The sequence below is a fragment of the Streptococcus uberis genome, from assembly GCF_900475595.1.
In the GTDB taxonomy this organism is placed as follows: Bacteria; Bacillota; Bacilli; order Lactobacillales; family Streptococcaceae; genus Streptococcus; species Streptococcus uberis.
This window is the reverse complement of the sequence record NZ_LS483397.1, coordinates 1,004,576-1,018,369: the sequence shown is the minus strand read 5'-3', so window position 1 is coordinate 1,018,369 and position 13,794 is coordinate 1,004,576. Positions and strand designations below refer to the sequence as shown.

The following is a 13,794-nucleotide window of genomic DNA, read 5'->3' as shown; positions in this document are numbered from 1 at the left end:
ATGAAAACAGCAGTACATTTTGGAGCGGGAAATATTGGTCGCGGATTTATTGGTGAAATTTTATCAGCCAATCAATTCGCTATTCAATTCGTAGATGTTAACGAAGCTATTATTAATGCCTTAAATGAAAGACATTCATATGACATCGAAATTGCAGAGGATGGTAAACGTCATGTGACCGTTGAACATGTTTCTGGTATTAATAATCGTCTTAATCCTGAACAAGTGGTTGAAGCAATTGCTGAAGCTGATTTAATAACAACAGCAATCGGTCCAAATATCTTACCTTTTATTGCTGAATTGGTTGCCAAAGGTATTCAAAAACGTCGTGAGAATGGATCTGAGCAAGCTATTGATGTTTTAGCCTGCGAAAATATGATTGGTGGCTCTCAATTTTTACTTGAAGAAGTACAAAAGTATTTGACGGAAGAAGATATGACTTATGTAGATACATACGTAGGTTTCCCAAATGCAGCTGTTGACCGTATTGTTCCGGCTCAAAGCCATGAAGATCCCTTGTTTGTTGTAGTAGAACCGTTTAATGAATGGGTTGTTGAAACTAGACGTATGAAAAATAAAGAGCTACGTTTAGAAGGTGTTCACTATGAAGAGGATTTAGAGCCATTTATTGAACGTAAATTATTCTCTGTTAACTCAGGACATGCAACCTCAGCTTACACAGGTGCCTATGCTGGTGCTAAAACAATTTTAGAAGCTTTGCAATTACCAGAGGTCAAAGAACAGTTAGAAGCTGTCTTAGAAGAAATTAGAAGCCTCTTAGTCGCAAAATGGGACTTTGATCATGAAGAGTTGAAAGCTTATCATGGTGTTATTATTAGTCGTTTCGAAAACCCATATATTGTCGATGATGTAGTACGTGTTGCTCGTACACCGATTCGTAAACTTGGTTTTGATGAACGTTTTATTCGACCAATACGCGAGTTAAAAGAACGTGGTCTTTCTTACCAAAATCTTTTAAAAACAGTTGCCTATGTTTTCAATTACAAAGATCCTAATGATGAACAAAGTACACAACTGCAAGTCATGCTTTCAGACAATGACCTTGAAAAAGTTGTTAGAGATGTGACAGGTCTAGAAGACCAAGAATTGATTTCAGAAATCATCGACAGTATAGAGTCCTTATCTTAATCATTCGAAAACTCTCTTCAAAAAAGAGAGTTTTTTTATAAAAATATTTCTGATAACGCATTCATCTTGTCAAAATCCATATACTAAAGTAGAATATATGAAATAAGAATTTCGATTCATCATTTAAGGGGGCTAATATGTCATTACCAAATTGTTTAAACTGTCAGTCAGAATATGTTTATGAAGATGGACATCTATTAATTTGTCCTATGTGTTCATTTGAATGGACTCCAGGGCAAGAAGAAGAGCATTCAGAACAAATAGAAGTTCGTGATAGCAATGGTAATCTTCTATCAGATGGCGATACAGTAACTGTTATTAAAGATTTAAAAGTTAAAGGTGCACCCAAAGATATTAAACAAGGTACGCGTGTCAAAAATATTCGATTAGTAGAAGGTGATCATAATATTGATTGTAAAATTGATGGTTTTGGTGCCATGAAATTGAAATCAGAATTTGTCAAAAAACTATAATCCTTATATATTGGATTGTATTTTTATACAAAGTTCTCCCGAAATGTCTGATAATTTGATATAATGAGAACACCTATTTAAATTTAGGAGAAATCATGTCATATATTTTACAGGTGCTTCCGAGTCTATTGGATGGTGCCAAAATTACACTTCAAGTTTTTTTTATTGTTATTATTTTATCCATTCCATTAGGGGCAGTTTTTGCTTTTCTCATGAAAGTGAATTTTAAACCTTTGCAATGGTTTTTGACACTTTATGTTTGGATAATGAGGGGTACACCATTGCTCTTACAACTCATTTTCTTTTATTACGTCTTACCAAGTGTAGGTGTCACCTTTGACCGTATGCCGGCAGCTATTTTGGCATTTACCATGAATTATGCCGCTTACTTCGCGGAAATTTTCAGAGGCGGTATTGAAGCAATCCCTAAAGGTCAGTATGAAGCAGCTAAGGTTTTAAAATTAACACCTTTTCAAACCATACAGCATATCATTTTACCTCAGGTTTTTAAAATCGTTTTACCAAGTGTTTTTAACGAGGTTATCAACCTTGTTAAAGATTCCTCATTGGTATACGTCTTGGGTGTCGGTGATTTGCTATTAGCTAGTAAAACAGCCGCAAACAGAGATGCTACTTTAGCACCAATGTTCATTGCTGGATTGATCTATTTACTATTAATTGGAATTGTAACGATTATTTCAAAACAAGTAGAGAAAAAATTTAGTTATTATAAATAAGGAGGCCATATGTTAGAACTCAAAAATATTTCAAAGAAGTTTGGTCAAAAACATATTTTCGATCATTTTAACTTAACTGTTGAAGATGGCCAAATTCTTTCTCTAGTTGGGCCTTCTGGTGGTGGAAAAACAACCCTCCTTCGAATGCTTGCTGGATTAGAACCTATTGATTCCGGTGATATTTTCTATAATGGTGAACAGGTTCCTATAAACCATTTGGAAAATAGAAATCTCTTAGGTTTTGTTTTTCAGGACTTTCAGCTCTTCCCACATTTGACAGTTTTGGACAACTTGATATTGTCTCCAACGATAACGATGGGGCTTAAAAAAGAAGAAGCAAAGAATAAAGCTATTGAACTCTTAACTCGCTTGGGCTTAAAAGACCATCTGTTGGTGTATCCCCACTCTCTCTCTGGTGGACAGAAACAAAGGGTCGCCCTTGCCAGAGCTATGATGATTGATCCACAGATTATTGGTTATGATGAACCAACAAGTGCTTTGGATCCAGAACTACGGCAAGAAGTTGAGAAATTGATTCTACAAAACAAGGAAATGGGTATGACACAAATTGTCGTAACCCATGATTTAGCTTTTGCTGAATCCATATCGGATCGCATTTTAAAAGTAAATCCGAAATAAGAAAAAAGGCGGATATAGTAATGAACTTGAAAAAAATACTCCTAACAACATTAGCATTAGCAAGTACATTGTTTGTAGTAGCATGCGGAAAAAGCAGTGCTGCTAAAACTGATCAGTGGGATACTTATAAAAAAGAAAAGAGTATCACTTTAGGTTTTGATAATACTTTTGTTCCAATGGGATTTAAAGATGAATCAGGTAAGAACACTGGTTTTGATGTTGAATTAGCCAAAGCCGTTTTCCAGGAATATGGAATTAAAGTCAAATTCCAACCAATTAACTGGGATTTAAAAGAAACTGAATTGAAAAATGGAAAAATAGACATGATTTGGAATGGTTACTCTGTGACAAAAGAACGTCAAGCAAAAGTTGCTTTTTCTACTCCATATATGAAAAATGAACAAGTTTTAGTAACCAAAAAATCCTCAAATATCAATTCATTTGCTGCTATGAAAGGAAAAGTTTTGGGAGCTCAATCTGGATCATCTGGTTATGATGCATTTACAAGCAATCCTAAAATTTTAAAAGATATTGTTAAAGATAAAGATGCAACTCAATATGAAACCTTTACCCAAGCTTTTATTGATTTAAAAAACGACCGTATTGATGGTCTTTTAATTGATAAAGTTTATGCTAACTATTATTTGAAACAAGAAGGCGAGTTAACCAATTACAATATTGTCAAGAGTGAATTTGATGGCGAAGATTTTGCAGTTGGCGTTCGTAAAGAAGACAAAACATTACTTAAAAATATCAATTCAGCATTTACTAAACTTTATAAGAATGGAAAATTCCAAGAAATTTCTCAAAAATGGTTTGGAGAAGATGTTGCGACGGATAAGATGAAACAATAAAAGAAGAAAGGCAAATAAATGCCTTTCTTTTTTAGTATAGTTTTGTAATTTTATAATTCTTTGTTTTAGCTTTGAGAGTATCATTTGCTGAAATCTGATGGAAAATGAGGTACCAAACTTCATTTCTTCGCCAGATACTTGTATGTCGATTCCCTTCTAAAACATAGCTAATTAGTTTGGTTTTCTGGCTAATAGATTGTACATGAAATTGTTCAAAATTACTAGGGTAAAAGGTTTTTCTTTTTATAAATTCATCATGACTATACATCTGTCCATCTTTATCAATTAACTTAAAGTCTGGAGAAATAAAGTCTTCATAGTCAGGGATTTTTGAAAGGATAATCTTTTCATTTTTGAATAGCTTCTTTGTGACATTGGACATGAGTTCATCTTCTGGTATTTTGGAAGGTTCCACATGAATGTCAATATCATATACTGCAAATCGTTCACTTAGCAGTTGCTCTACTTGCTCAGTAATAGCATGGCTTTCGTATACGGATAAGTCAGGATTCATTTCTAGAACAATATCAAGGTAAACATTGCTTCCGTATGTACGTCCTCTTTGTGATTTAACCGCTGTAATTTTGGGAATTTCAAGAATAGCAGCTTCATACTTTTTAAGATGCTTATTGTCAAATCCATCTGATAAGCTAAAGGCACTTTGCATAAAAATATCATAAGCTGTTTTAAGAATGAAAAATGTGATAACAATTGCAGCTATTCTATCAATGATAGGTAAATGGAGGGAAGCTGCAACGATGGCTATTGATGTTCCAATTGAAGTGATAGCGTCTGACAAGTTATCCTTAGAAGCTGCAACTAAGGCACTGGATTTAACTCTCTTGGAGAGGCGTTTATTATAAGCATAAACCAAAAGCATGATGAGTGCTGAGATGACTCCTACAATAGCACCTAAGGGATCAATGGCGGTTTCTTTTCCAAAAAAGATGGCTTGAAGGGTTTGTATTAAGACTTGAAAACCCACAATAAACATAATAAAGGATGTGATAAGGCTGGACAAATCTTCAAATTTCCAGTGGCCAAACTTATGATTAGCATCTGCTGGTTGACTAGCCAAATGCAATCCAAACAATAAGGCCACATTGCCTACAATATCTGATAAGTTGTTAAAACCGTCAGCAACGAGGGAATTTGAATGAAAACTATATCCAAAGATAAGTTTGGCAATACTAATCACAAGATATGCAACAATACTTACAATGGGACCACGTTTAGCTATTCTTAAATTTTCAATTGGATTTTGATTCATGTTTTCTCCTCTTTATTCAATGCCCTTATTATAGCATATTTTTAGAAGGAGAAAAAAATATCAAATGACTTACTTTTTGTTAAAATAGCGTTGCGTTTCACTAATAATAATGGGTGAGAGAGCCAACAGGGCAATTAAGTTGGGCAAGGCCATTAAACCATTAACAATATCTGCGATAATCCAAATTAATTCTAATTTTAAAAAGCCGCCTAAACCTACCATAAAAACAAAGAAAAGTCTAAAGAGTGTAATGCCTTTTGTGCCAAAAAGGAATTCGAAACATCTCTCGCCATAGTATGACCAGCCAAGAATTGTTGTAAATGCAAAGAGTACCAATGAAAATGTCAGAGCGTGAATACCTACATGTCCAAAAACAGAAGCAAATGCTGCCTGTGTTAACGGGGCACCTTCTAAATGACTTGTCCATTGTCCTGTTATTAAAATGGCAAATCCTGTAAGACTACAAATGATGATGGTATCAATAAAGGTTCCTGTCATTGAGATCAGTCCTTGTTCAACAGGTTCGTTGGTTCTTGCTGCAGCGGCAGCAATCGGAGCAGATCCTAAGCCGGACTCATTTGAGAATACACCACGAGCAATTCCTTTTTGAATGGCATCTTTAACCAAAGCGCCTGAAAATCCCCCAAGTGCAGCAGTTGGTGTAAAGGCCGATTTAAATATCAGCATAAAAGTTGGGAGAAGCATTTTGCTATTTGCAAGAATAATGGCAAGTGTTGCGAGTATGTAAATAATAGCCATAAATGGAACAATTTTTTCAGCTACCTTAGAAATAGATTGTATCCCACCAAAAATGATACAAGCCACTACGATTGCGATAAGGATACTCGTTATTTGAGAGGATAATCCAAAACTATGGTTAATAGCAGAGGTGATTGAATTGACTTGCGCAAAGGTACCAATCCCAAATAAAGCGACCAGAATACCTGAAATAGCAAATAAGATGGCTAGAGGTCGCCATTTTGTCCCCATACCATTAACAATGTAATACATCGGCCCACCTGAAATCTCGCCTTTTGCGTCTTTGGTTCGATACTTTATGGCCAAAACGCCTTCAGCATACTTAGTAGCCATACCAAAAAAGGCTGCTACCCACATCCAAATCAAGGCACCTGGACCACCAGATTTGATTGCTGTTGCCACCCCAACTATATTTCCTGTTCCCACTGTTGCGGCAAGAGCAGTAGCAAGCGCAGCATAGCTTGAAATATCACCGTGTCCTTGATCTTCCGCAAAAATTAAACGAAAGGCCAGTGGCAACTTTAGAATTTGTAGAAGTCTTAAACGAATAGATAAATAAATACCAGTACCTACTAAAAGAATCAGTAAGGGCGGTCCCCAAACAAAATTATCGACTGCAATTGCATATGGTAACATGAAATATCTCCTTAAAAAATAGAGAATGATACCCCAAAAGAAAAGAAGTCATCTCATGAGATGACTTCTGAAATAGGTGACAAAAAAACATAAGTAATGTGAAAAGACATACTTAATCTATTTATCTGTTACCTTCTGTCCTTTTGCCTGAGAGATTGAGCACAGTTGCCTTGCCCCTTCGGCGCCTAAAAAGGTCTCTCCAGAAGTCCGTCCACCAACAGTCCCGTTCATTTCTGAACACCTGAGAGTTTAACTCCTTCGGCGAAATTACTTTCTTCTCCTGTGTGGTATCATTCGGTGTTATTAAATTGCTTCTATCATAAAATAAATAACGAATGATGTCAATAAAATTTTAAAAATAATTTGCTTTTTACTATTTTATCGATAATATTTCGACAGATAGTATTGAAAATTAATACAATTTTTCATTTAATCAATATCATGTTATAATTTTAAGGTTGATAGAAGAAAATGACTAGCAAAACAAGTAAGTAGGAGAAAGCATGAATCCTTTATTAAATGGAATGAATGATAGACAAGCAGAAGCCGTAGAAACAACTGAGGGCCCTCTTTTAATCATGGCTGGAGCTGGATCGGGTAAGACACGCGTATTAACACACCGAATTGCCTATTTGATTGATGAAAAATGTGTTAATCCATGGAATATTCTAGCCATTACCTTTACCAATAAAGCTGCGCGTGAAATGCGTGAAAGGGCACTCTTATTAAATCCAGCAACTCAAGAAACTTTGATTGCTACCTTTCACTCAATGTGTGTCAGAATTTTACGAAGAGAAGCTGATCATATTGGCTACAATCGAAACTTTACCATTGTTGATCCTGGGGAACAACGGACATTGATGAAACGTATCCTGAAAAACCTAAACTTGGATCCCAAAAAATGGAATGAACGCTCAATTCTGGGAACAATTTCAAATGCTAAAAATGATTTATTAGATGAAATGGCATATGAAGCGCAAGCATCTGATATGTATTCGCAAATCGTAGCACGTTGCTACAAAGCCTATCAGGAAGAACTAAGACGTAGTGAAGCAATGGATTTTGATGACTTAATCATGATGACATTAAGGCTGTTTGATAAAAATCCAGAGGTTCTTTCTTATTACCAACAACGCTATCAGTATATCCATGTGGATGAATATCAAGATACCAACCATGCTCAATATCAGTTGGTAAAATTACTGGCATCCAGATTTCAGAACATCTGTGTGGTTGGTGATGCTGACCAGTCTATTTATGGCTGGCGTGGCGCTGACATGCAGAATATATTAGATTTTGAAAAAGACTATCCTAAGGCAAAAGTAGTTCTATTAGAAGAAAACTATCGTTCTACCAAAACAATATTGCAAGCAGCTAACGATGTGATTAGGTATAATAAAAATCGCAAAGAAAAGAAATTATGGACTCAAAATGATCAGGGTGAAAAGATTGTTTACCATAGAGCCAATGATGAACGAGACGAAGCGGTCTTTATTGCATCTACAATTTCTAATATGTGTTTAGAGTTGGGAAAAAGTTTCAAGGATTTTGCAGTCCTTTATCGTACAAATGCCCAATCTCGCACAATTGAGGAAGCCTTTTTAAAATCCAATATACCATATACGATGGTTGGCGGTACAAAATTCTACAGTCGTAAAGAAATTCGTGATCTTATTGCTTATCTCAATATCGTAGCCAATCCATCAGATAATATTTCTTTTGAAAGAATTGTCAATGAACCCAAGCGAGGAGTTGGTCCTGGTACCTTAGAGAAATTACGACTATATGCCTATGATAGTCAATTGTCATTATTAGAGGCATCTAGTAATTTGTTTTTATCCCCATTAAAAGGAAAAGCAGCTCAAGCAATAACTGATTTGGCCACTTTATTGACATCACTAAGGCAAGACTTAGATCATTTATCCATTACCGAATTAGCTGAAGCATTATTAGAAAAAACCGGTTACTTGGAACAATTAAAAATTCAAAATACACTAGAAAGTCAAGCTCGAATTGAAAATATTGAAGAGTTTTTATCAGTTACCAAAAACTTTGATGATAACCAGTCGCCTACCAATGATGAAAGTGGCATTGATACATTGGGTCGTTTTTTAAATGATTTAGCCTTAATTGCGGATACTGATGATGATAAAACGGAGAGTGCAGAAGTAACCTTAATGACCCTGCACGCTGCAAAAGGGCTAGAATTTCCAGTTGTCTTCCTAATCGGTATGGAGGAAGGTGTCTTTCCTTTATCTAGAGCATCTGAAGATCAAGATGAGTTAGAGGAAGAAAGACGTCTTGCTTATGTAGGTATCACGAGAGCAGAACAAATTTTATTCTTAACTAATGCCAATACACGTACCTTGTTTGGTAAAACGAATTACAATCGTCCATCACGGTTCTTAAGAGAAATTTCTGAAGACTTATTAGCCTTTCAAGGATTGGCGCGACCTGCGAATAGTTCATTTGGTGTTCGTTACTCTAACGAAAAGCAACATCAATTTGGAAAAGGCATGTCCTTATCGCAAGCTATTCAAAGTCGTAAAGCACAGGTACAACAGACACAGATAGCTGTTTCAAATCATTCAAATGAAAATGTGACGTGGGAAATCGGAGACCTGGCTAGACATAAAAAGTGGGGAGATGGTACTGTTTTAGAAGTAACAGGGAATGGACAGAGTACGGAACTTAAAATAAAATTTCCAGAAGTTGGACTCAAAAAATTACTTGCAAGCGTTGCTCCAATTGAAAAAATAAATAAGATATAATTGAAGGCTAATTTACATAGCTTTCTTTTTTTTATAAAATAATGCTTTTTTCTTGCAAATTCATTTTAGTAATGTATAATAACAATATAAATAAAATATCGAGTGGTCACTTTAATAACGTGTATAAATCAACTGATTTCTTATCTATGATTGTAATTTGTTATTAAATGACACTAGATATTATATTTAGGTAGTCACTTTGGAATGTCAAGTGATTGCTGTTAGTAAGAAAAATGAATTTCATTTTTCATAACGTAAACCCTAGGTACAATAGTACCAAAAGAAAAGGAGAATTATCATGGGAATCATTTGGACATTAATCGTAGGTGGTATTATTGGACTTATCGCTGGTGCATTGACAAAACACGGTGGATCAATGGGATGGATTGCTAATATCCTAGCAGGTTTAGTAGGGGCTTACATTGGTCAAGCTCTATTAGGAACATGGGGTCCATCATTAGCTGGAATGGCATTGATTCCATCAATTATTGGTGCAGTGATTGTAGTTATTGTGACTTCATTTATTCTAAGTAAATTAAATTAGTCAGTATCATTAAGTAGTTATTGATAACTGAAATTAAAGAGAATAAATTAAAGGAGAATTATTATGGGAATTATTTGGACATTAATCGTAGGTGGTATTATTGGACTTATCGCTGGTGCATTAACAAAGCACGGTGGATCAATGGGATGGATTGCTAATATTCTTGCAGGTTTAGTCGGAGCTTACATTGGTCAAGCTCTATTAGGAACATGGGGTCCATCATTAGCTGGAATGGCATTGATTCCATCAATTATTGGTGCAGTGATTGTGGTTATTGTGACTTCATTTATTCTTAGCAAACTCAATTAATCATTTTTAAAACATAAAAACTCCCGATTAAAAGAGAAGGACATAGAAAGAGGTCAGTATGGCGAAATTTCTAAAGATTATTTATAGTCTTTTGGGTCTAATCCTTTTATCCATTTTTATCATGGTAATGGGTGTGACTCAAGGCTACTTAAAGATGCCGTCTAGTCTTAATTGGTTTGCTTGGGATTTAGATAAAATCCCAGGTTTCCTTAATCCTGGACTTTACTATTATTTCTACTGGATAGCAGTAACACTTGCCTTATTAACGATTATTGGTATTTTAGTCATTATTTTTTACCCAAGAACCTATACTGAAGTTCAATTAAGTAAAAATCAAGGTTCTTTACTTTTAAAAAAATCTGCTATTGAAGGTTATGTTAGGACAGCTATGCAACAATCAGGTTTGATGACAAAACCGAGTGTAACTGCTGAACTTTACAAACGTAAATTTAATATTAATGTTGCTGGAAAACTTGATTCACGGGTTGCTGTTAGTGAACAAGTCAATGGCATAAAAGAGGGTATCGAAAAAGGTTTAAATGACTTTTTTGGAATTGATAAACCTGTCAAATTTAATGTTTATGTTAAAGACATAGCAGAAACCGAAATGAAATACGGTAAGCGCAATCGTGTAGAATAGGAGATACAATATGGAGTTTTACGAAAAATACAAGTATCCCATTATTGGTGGTATCCTTGGTTTAGTTTTAGCTGTATTGCTAATGTCATTTGGATTATTTAAAACACTTTTAGCTATTATTTTTATCATTTTAGGTGTTTATGCTGGGCTATTTGTTAAAAAAACTGGCATATTAGAACAACTGTTTAAACAAAACCGTCGGTAATACATTTACATAATATCACTTTTCATAACAGGAACTTTTTTACAATGTAGAATAGGAGAAAAAGACTATGACTGATACATTTATTAAAAACACACAACCAACTCAAACTCCAACCATTCGTGGTGAATTAACATATGAAAATAAAGTTATTGAAAAAATTGTAGGACTAGCAATTGAACATGTTGATGGCTTACTCGCAGTTAATGGTGGTTATCTATCAAATATTAAAAATAAGCTTGTTAATACAGACTCAGTTCGTGACGGAGTTAATGTAGAAGTAGGTAAAAAACAAGTTGCTGTCGATTTAGATATCATTGCAGAATATCAAAAACATGTTCCAACTATCTTTGATGAGATTAAAGCTATTGTTGAAACAGAAGTTAAAAAAATGACAGACCTTGATGTCATCGAAGTCAATGTTAATGTTGTTGACATCAAAACAAAAGAACAACACGAAGCTGATAAAGTTACATTACAAGATAAAGTGACAGATGCTGCACATGCAACCAGTCAGTTTACGAGCAAACAAATAGGTAACGTAAAATCTGCTACCGATAACGCAGTTTCAACTGAACCGCGTGTTCAATAAGATCATCATTTCTGCTATTGCATTTTAGAAAGAAGGACTCAGTATGTCGGATGAAAAAGTAAAAGCTAAATTAGGTCAAATTAGTGGTAAAGTCAAAGAAACTATTGGAAAAGTTTCAGGTGACAAATCATTGGAAACAGAAGGTAAAGTTGAAAAAACATCTGGTAAATTAGAAGAATTTGCTGCTGATGCAAAAGATTCTATCAAGGGATTTTCAGATGGTCTCAAAAAAGATAAATAAAGGAGATTCTATGACTATAAATGATATCAAAAGTACACTAACATATGACGATAAAGTCATCGAGAAAATTGTTGGACATGCTCTTGAAGAAGTTGATGGTTTACTCGCTGTGAGCGGTGGTTTCTTTTCAAATCTTAAAAAGAATGTCGTTAACTCGAATTCCGTTACGGATGGCGTTCATGTCGAAGTTGGCAGCAAAGAAGTGGCCGTCGATTTAGATGTCATTGTTGAGTATGGTAAAGATATACCAAAAATTGCGGATGCCATTAAAGAAATTGTCGCCAAAAATGTTGATGTTATGACACATTTAAATGTCGTAGAAGTTAACGTTAATGTTGTCGATATCCGAACAAAAGAAGAACAAGCTCAGGCGGAAGTAACTGTTCAAGATAAAGTTTCAAATGCTGCTAATTCAACTTCTCAGTTCGTAAGCTTAAAAACAGAGCAAATGAAAGAAGCGGTCTCTAATAGCGATACAAGGGAAGCTCCTCTTAACTAGTTTTCCAAACAACTTTAAATGGTAGAAGATGAGAGCTGGTCAAAAACCAGCTCTTGATTTATGGCTATTCAAAGTGAGATGCTATTGAATTCTTTGTGAAAATATGATTTAATAGGAATGTTTGAGTTAGTCAGTAAAGGAGAAGTAGTATGACTACAGGTAATAAGAGCGAAGTGACAACTTCCAAATATCAAAAGATTGCAGTTTCTGTAGCTCAACGCATCGCAAGTGGTGAATATGAAGTTGGCGAGAAATTGAAGTCACGTACGACGATAGCGTCAACATTCAATGTTTCTCCAGAAACAGCACGTAAAGGATTGAACATTCTAGCAGATTTAAATATTTTAACTTTAAAACATGGTAGTGGGGCTATTGTCCTATCCAAGGAAAAAGCAATTGAATTTATTAATCAATATGAATCCACTCATTCTATTGCCGTAATAAAGGAAAAAATACGTCAAAATATTCGTCATCAACAAGGGGGGATGGAAGAATTGTCATCATTGGTCAATGATTTTTTGATGCAAAGTCAAAATATCAGTAAGCAATTTCCTCTTGCACCATACGAAATTATTGTCAATAAGGATACTGATCATTTTGGAAAATCAATTGGCGTTTTAAATTTGTGGCATCAAACTGGGGCTACTGTAGTAGCTATTGAACATGAAGGCCAATTTTTGATTTCTCCAGGTCCTTATGCAGTGATTGAAAAAGGAGATCATATCTACTTTGTTGGTGATGACTCTGTATATTCACGTATGAAAAACTTTTTTAATCTGTCTATGGGACTATAAAGCGAGATGACTCATCTTGCTTTTTCTTTTTAAAATAAGTCAAATTAATCGTAATGTTCTTTAGGATAAGTTAAAATAGACCTATAAACTATTTATTGACTTTGCTGAATTCAAGGAGGTAAGCATTATGACCACATTTATTGGAAAACCTGTAACTTTATCAGGACAACAATTTCAAGTTGGAGAAACTGCTCCTGATTTTAAATTAATAACGCCAAGTTTAGAAATGAAATCATTATCTGATTTTAAAGGAAAAAAGGTTATTAGTGTCGTTCCTTCTATCGATACAGGAATTTGTTCAACGCAAACACGTACATTTAATAAAGAATTATCTGAACTTGACGATACTCACGTCATTACTATTTCAGTTGATTTACCGTTTGCACAAGCAAAATGGTGTGGAGTCGAAGGTTTAGATAAGGCCATAATGCTTTCAGATTACTATGATCATTCATTTGGAAAAGCTTATGGCTTACTTATGGAAGAGTGGCATCTTTTAGCACGAGCAGTCTTGGTTTTAGATGAGGATAATCAAATTGTATATACTCAATATCTGGAAAATGTAAACTCTGAACCGGACTATGTTTCTGCAATAACAGCACTAAAATCAATTCAATAATCAACAAAAGGCTCAGTCCCTTAATGACTAGTATTGAACCTTAAATGAAAAGTTAAGGACTTCCTT

General features: G+C 34.7%; 17 protein-coding genes and 1 riboswitch. Of the genes, 15 read left to right on the top strand and 2 right to left on the bottom strand.

The window, feature by feature from the left end; all coding sequences use genetic code 11:
* From DQM95_RS05425 to DQM95_RS05405, 5 genes are all read left to right on the top strand, one after another.
* The gene (locus DQM95_RS05425) at positions 1-1,149 is read left to right on the top strand and encodes a mannitol-1-phosphate 5-dehydrogenase (protein WP_037592097.1); all 1,149 of its coding nucleotides are present in this window, start codon (positions 1-3) and stop codon (positions 1,147-1,149) included.
* A 137-nt stretch (positions 1,150-1,286) separates the two neighbouring features.
* On the top strand, positions 1,287-1,622 hold the full coding sequence (locus DQM95_RS05420; RefSeq protein ID WP_037592099.1) for a zinc ribbon domain-containing protein YjdM: 336 nt from the start codon (positions 1,287-1,289) through the stop codon (positions 1,620-1,622).
* A 95-nt stretch (positions 1,623-1,717) separates the two neighbouring features.
* Positions 1,718-2,359 carry an amino acid ABC transporter permease gene (locus DQM95_RS05415; protein ID WP_012658490.1) on the top strand — a complete coding sequence of 214 codons (642 nt, stop codon included), beginning with the start codon at positions 1,718-1,720 and terminating at the stop codon, positions 2,357-2,359.
* Positions 2,360-2,368: 9 nt separating this feature from the next.
* On the top strand, positions 2,369-2,998 hold the full coding sequence (locus DQM95_RS05410; protein WP_037592101.1) for an amino acid ABC transporter ATP-binding protein: 630 nt from the start codon (positions 2,369-2,371) through the stop codon (positions 2,996-2,998).
* Positions 2,999-3,018: 20 nt separating this feature from the next.
* On the top strand, positions 3,019-3,852 hold the full coding sequence (locus DQM95_RS05405; RefSeq protein WP_037592103.1) for an amino acid ABC transporter substrate-binding protein: 834 nt from the start codon (positions 3,019-3,021) through the stop codon (positions 3,850-3,852).
* Between the two features lie 31 nt (positions 3,853-3,883).
* Here DQM95_RS05405 and DQM95_RS05400 read toward each other — a convergent pair whose 3' ends face one another.
* Together DQM95_RS05400 and DQM95_RS05395 are read right to left on the bottom strand one after the other, a co-directional pair.
* Entirely contained in the window at positions 3,884-5,122 is a 1,239-nt protein-coding gene (locus tag DQM95_RS05400; protein ID WP_037592104.1) for a cation diffusion facilitator family transporter, read from the bottom strand.
* A gap of 69 nt (positions 5,123-5,191) precedes the next feature.
* Positions 5,192-6,517: an alanine/glycine:cation symporter family protein gene (locus DQM95_RS05395; protein WP_046391310.1), complete on the bottom strand. Its 1,326-nt coding sequence runs from the start codon at positions 6,515-6,517 to the stop codon at positions 5,192-5,194.
* Between the two features lie 125 nt (positions 6,518-6,642).
* Positions 6,643-6,730, bottom strand: a riboswitch (glycine riboswitch).
* Between the two features lie 290 nt (positions 6,731-7,020).
* On the opposite strand from DQM95_RS05395, the gene pcrA reads away from it, so the two are divergent.
* From pcrA to tpx, 10 genes are all read left to right on the top strand, one after another.
* Complete coding sequence (gene pcrA, locus DQM95_RS05390) at positions 7,021-9,288, top strand: DNA helicase PcrA (protein ID WP_111685961.1); 2,268 nt, start codon at positions 7,021-7,023, stop codon at positions 9,286-9,288.
* 298 nt (positions 9,289-9,586) lie between these two features.
* Positions 9,587-9,832 (top strand): GlsB/YeaQ/YmgE family stress response membrane protein, encoded by a 246-nt coding sequence (locus tag DQM95_RS05385; RefSeq protein ID WP_012658483.1) that lies wholly within the window; start codon positions 9,587-9,589, stop codon positions 9,830-9,832.
* A gap of 63 nt (positions 9,833-9,895) precedes the next feature.
* Positions 9,896-10,141, top strand: a complete 246-nt coding sequence (locus DQM95_RS05380; RefSeq protein ID WP_012658483.1) for a GlsB/YeaQ/YmgE family stress response membrane protein — start codon at positions 9,896-9,898, stop codon at positions 10,139-10,141.
* A 58-nt stretch (positions 10,142-10,199) separates the two neighbouring features.
* The gene (amaP, locus tag DQM95_RS05375; RefSeq protein WP_037592106.1) at positions 10,200-10,781 is read left to right on the top strand and encodes an alkaline shock response membrane anchor protein AmaP; all 582 of its coding nucleotides are present in this window, start codon (positions 10,200-10,202) and stop codon (positions 10,779-10,781) included.
* Positions 10,782-10,791: 10 nt separating this feature from the next.
* Positions 10,792-10,986 carry a DUF2273 domain-containing protein gene (locus DQM95_RS05370; RefSeq protein ID WP_012658481.1) on the top strand — a complete coding sequence of 65 codons (195 nt, stop codon included), beginning with the start codon at positions 10,792-10,794 and terminating at the stop codon, positions 10,984-10,986.
* 67 nt (positions 10,987-11,053) lie between these two features.
* Positions 11,054-11,575, top strand: a complete 522-nt coding sequence (locus tag DQM95_RS05365) for an Asp23/Gls24 family envelope stress response protein (RefSeq protein WP_037592108.1) — start codon at positions 11,054-11,056, stop codon at positions 11,573-11,575.
* A gap of 43 nt (positions 11,576-11,618) precedes the next feature.
* Entirely contained in the window at positions 11,619-11,816 is a 198-nt protein-coding gene (locus DQM95_RS05360) for a CsbD family protein (protein ID WP_037592109.1), read from the top strand.
* Between the two features lie 10 nt (positions 11,817-11,826).
* A complete protein-coding gene (locus DQM95_RS05355) occupies positions 11,827-12,315 on the top strand; it encodes an Asp23/Gls24 family envelope stress response protein (RefSeq protein ID WP_037592112.1) in 489 nt (162 codons plus the stop codon).
* A gap of 149 nt (positions 12,316-12,464) precedes the next feature.
* Positions 12,465-13,109, top strand: coding sequence for a TrkA C-terminal domain-containing protein (locus DQM95_RS05350; protein ID WP_111685960.1), 645 nt, complete (start codon positions 12,465-12,467; stop codon positions 13,107-13,109).
* A 127-nt stretch (positions 13,110-13,236) separates the two neighbouring features.
* On the top strand, positions 13,237-13,728 hold the full coding sequence (gene tpx, locus DQM95_RS05345) for a thiol peroxidase (RefSeq protein ID WP_037592113.1): 492 nt from the start codon (positions 13,237-13,239) through the stop codon (positions 13,726-13,728).
* The last annotated feature ends 66 nt before the right edge of the window (positions 13,729-13,794 follow it).

Excerpts from the sequence above, each read along its gene's own strand:
- DQM95_RS05410 (WP_037592101.1), top strand. The coding sequence starts at position 2,369 with ATGTTAGAACTCAAAAATATTTCAAAGAAGTTTGGTCAAAAACATATT.
- DQM95_RS05400 (WP_037592104.1), bottom strand. The coding sequence starts at position 5,122 with ATGAATCAAAATCCAATTGAAAATTTAAGAATAGCTAAACGTGGTCCC.
- DQM95_RS05350 (WP_111685960.1), top strand. The coding sequence starts at position 12,465 with ATGACTACAGGTAATAAGAGCGAAGTGACAACTTCCAAATATCAAAAG.
- DQM95_RS05355 (WP_037592112.1), top strand. The coding sequence starts at position 11,827 with ATGACTATAAATGATATCAAAAGTACACTAACATATGACGATAAAGTC.
- DQM95_RS05395 (WP_046391310.1), bottom strand. The coding sequence starts at position 6,517 with ATGTTACCATATGCAATTGCAGTCGATAATTTTGTTTGGGGACCGCCC.
- amaP (WP_037592106.1), top strand. The coding sequence starts at position 10,200 with ATGGCGAAATTTCTAAAGATTATTTATAGTCTTTTGGGTCTAATCCTT.
- DQM95_RS05425 (WP_037592097.1), top strand. The coding sequence starts at position 1 with ATGAAAACAGCAGTACATTTTGGAGCGGGAAATATTGGTCGCGGATTT.
- tpx (WP_037592113.1), top strand. The coding sequence starts at position 13,237 with ATGACCACATTTATTGGAAAACCTGTAACTTTATCAGGACAACAATTT.
- DQM95_RS05415 (WP_012658490.1), top strand. The coding sequence starts at position 1,718 with ATGTCATATATTTTACAGGTGCTTCCGAGTCTATTGGATGGTGCCAAA.
- DQM95_RS05365 (WP_037592108.1), top strand. The coding sequence starts at position 11,054 with ATGACTGATACATTTATTAAAAACACACAACCAACTCAAACTCCAACC.
- DQM95_RS05380 (WP_012658483.1), top strand. The coding sequence starts at position 9,896 with ATGGGAATTATTTGGACATTAATCGTAGGTGGTATTATTGGACTTATC.
- DQM95_RS05420 (WP_037592099.1), top strand. The coding sequence starts at position 1,287 with ATGTCATTACCAAATTGTTTAAACTGTCAGTCAGAATATGTTTATGAA.
- DQM95_RS05360 (WP_037592109.1), top strand. The coding sequence starts at position 11,619 with ATGTCGGATGAAAAAGTAAAAGCTAAATTAGGTCAAATTAGTGGTAAA.
- DQM95_RS05370 (WP_012658481.1), top strand. The coding sequence starts at position 10,792 with ATGGAGTTTTACGAAAAATACAAGTATCCCATTATTGGTGGTATCCTT.
- DQM95_RS05385 (WP_012658483.1), top strand. The coding sequence starts at position 9,587 with ATGGGAATCATTTGGACATTAATCGTAGGTGGTATTATTGGACTTATC.
- DQM95_RS05405 (WP_037592103.1), top strand. The coding sequence starts at position 3,019 with ATGAACTTGAAAAAAATACTCCTAACAACATTAGCATTAGCAAGTACA.
- pcrA (WP_111685961.1), top strand. The coding sequence starts at position 7,021 with ATGAATCCTTTATTAAATGGAATGAATGATAGACAAGCAGAAGCCGTA.